1 protein-coding gene is annotated in these 1,287 nt (G+C 43.0%); it reads left to right on the top strand.

The features are described 5' to 3' along the window. Nucleotides 1–49: 49 nt before the first annotated feature. Nucleotides 50–1,254, top strand: a protein-coding gene (locus IJ23_RS23550) for an IS3 family transposase (protein WP_152560968.1) whose coding sequence is annotated in 2 segments (ribosomal slippage) — nucleotides 50–401 and nucleotides 401–1,254 — 1,206 coding nt in all. Because the reading frame shifts where the segments join, the coding sequence is not laid out codon by codon here. Nucleotides 1,255–1,287: the final 33 nt, after the last annotated feature.

Consider the following 1,287-nt stretch of genomic DNA (forward strand, 5'->3'; position numbering starts at 1 on the left):
CCGTCCTAAATAAGGTTGACACTTTCCACCCCCAAAATTGGAGAGTGTTATGAAATCAAAAACTAAAAGAACTCAGCGCGATTACTCCCTCGCTTTTAAACTCACTGTAGTTGATGAGGTTGAAAAAGGAAGCCTCACTTACAAACAAGCCCAAGAGAAGTATGGCATCCAAGGTTGCTCTACGGTTTTGGTTTGGCTTCGTAAGCATGGTCGACTAGATTGGTCTAAAGGGACACCTAACTTTATGTCCAAAGGAGACTCTATGACCGAGTTCAATTCACCTCCTACACCAGAGCAACGTATTAAAGAGCTTGAAAAGCAGCTCGAAGATGCTCAACTCAAAGCCGACTTCTTTGAAGCTGTCGTGAACGTTATGGAACGTGACTATGGTGTTAGAGTGACAAAAAAGCACAAAGAAGCGTTGTCCAAGAGAAAACCATAGTAGGTTTGAGCGTTACGAAGTTTTGTCAGTTAGTACAAATCTCTCGCCAAGCTTATTATAAGCAATGCCAAACTCAATCTCGTTGTGAACATCATGAGCATGCTGTCATTGGCTTTGTCCGTGAAGTCAGGCTGAAGCAGCCACGCATTGGCACGCGTAAACTGAAGTTCTTAGCAGCAACAAAGGGCATTCAAATAGGTCGCGATAAGCTCTTTGAACTTCTCAGAAAGCATCGGCTGTTAGTGAGAGCAAGACGAGCCTATCACCGAACGACTGACAGCCGTCATCGATTTTTCTGTCACCCAAACAAAGTGAAAGATGGGCTGACACCAACGAAGCCAGAACAACTGTGGGTTGCTGATATTACTTACTTGCCAACTCAAAATGGAGAGAGTTATCTCAGCTTGGTTACAGACGCTTATTCAAGGAAGATTGTTGGTTTTTATGTGGATGACAACATGAAAACTCAATCAGTTAAGCGGGCATTTATCTCAGCTCTCAGGCAACGGCAGAGTGAAGAAAAGCTAATACACCACTCAGATAGAGGCTCACAATACTGTTCGAAGGAATATCAAGATATCCATAAGAAACATAGAGTGACTTGCTCAATGACAGACGGGTATGACTGTTATCAGAATGCTTTAGCTGAGCGTGTAAATGGGATACTCAAAATGGAGCTCTTGCTGAAGAAACCGAAAGATCTGAAAGAAGCAAGGACGATGGTAGCAGAGTCCGTAGATATCTATAATCAAATGAGGCCTCATACGGCTTTAAAATACAAAACGCCCGATGAAGTACATCGAGCGTTTTAGTTAAAAAGTGTCAACCCATATCAGGACGGGTCA

Origin of the sequence: Vibrio sp. OY15, from assembly GCF_000742455.1 — a bacterium.
GTDB classification, from domain to species: Bacteria; Pseudomonadota; Gammaproteobacteria; order Enterobacterales; family Vibrionaceae; genus Vibrio; species Vibrio alginolyticus.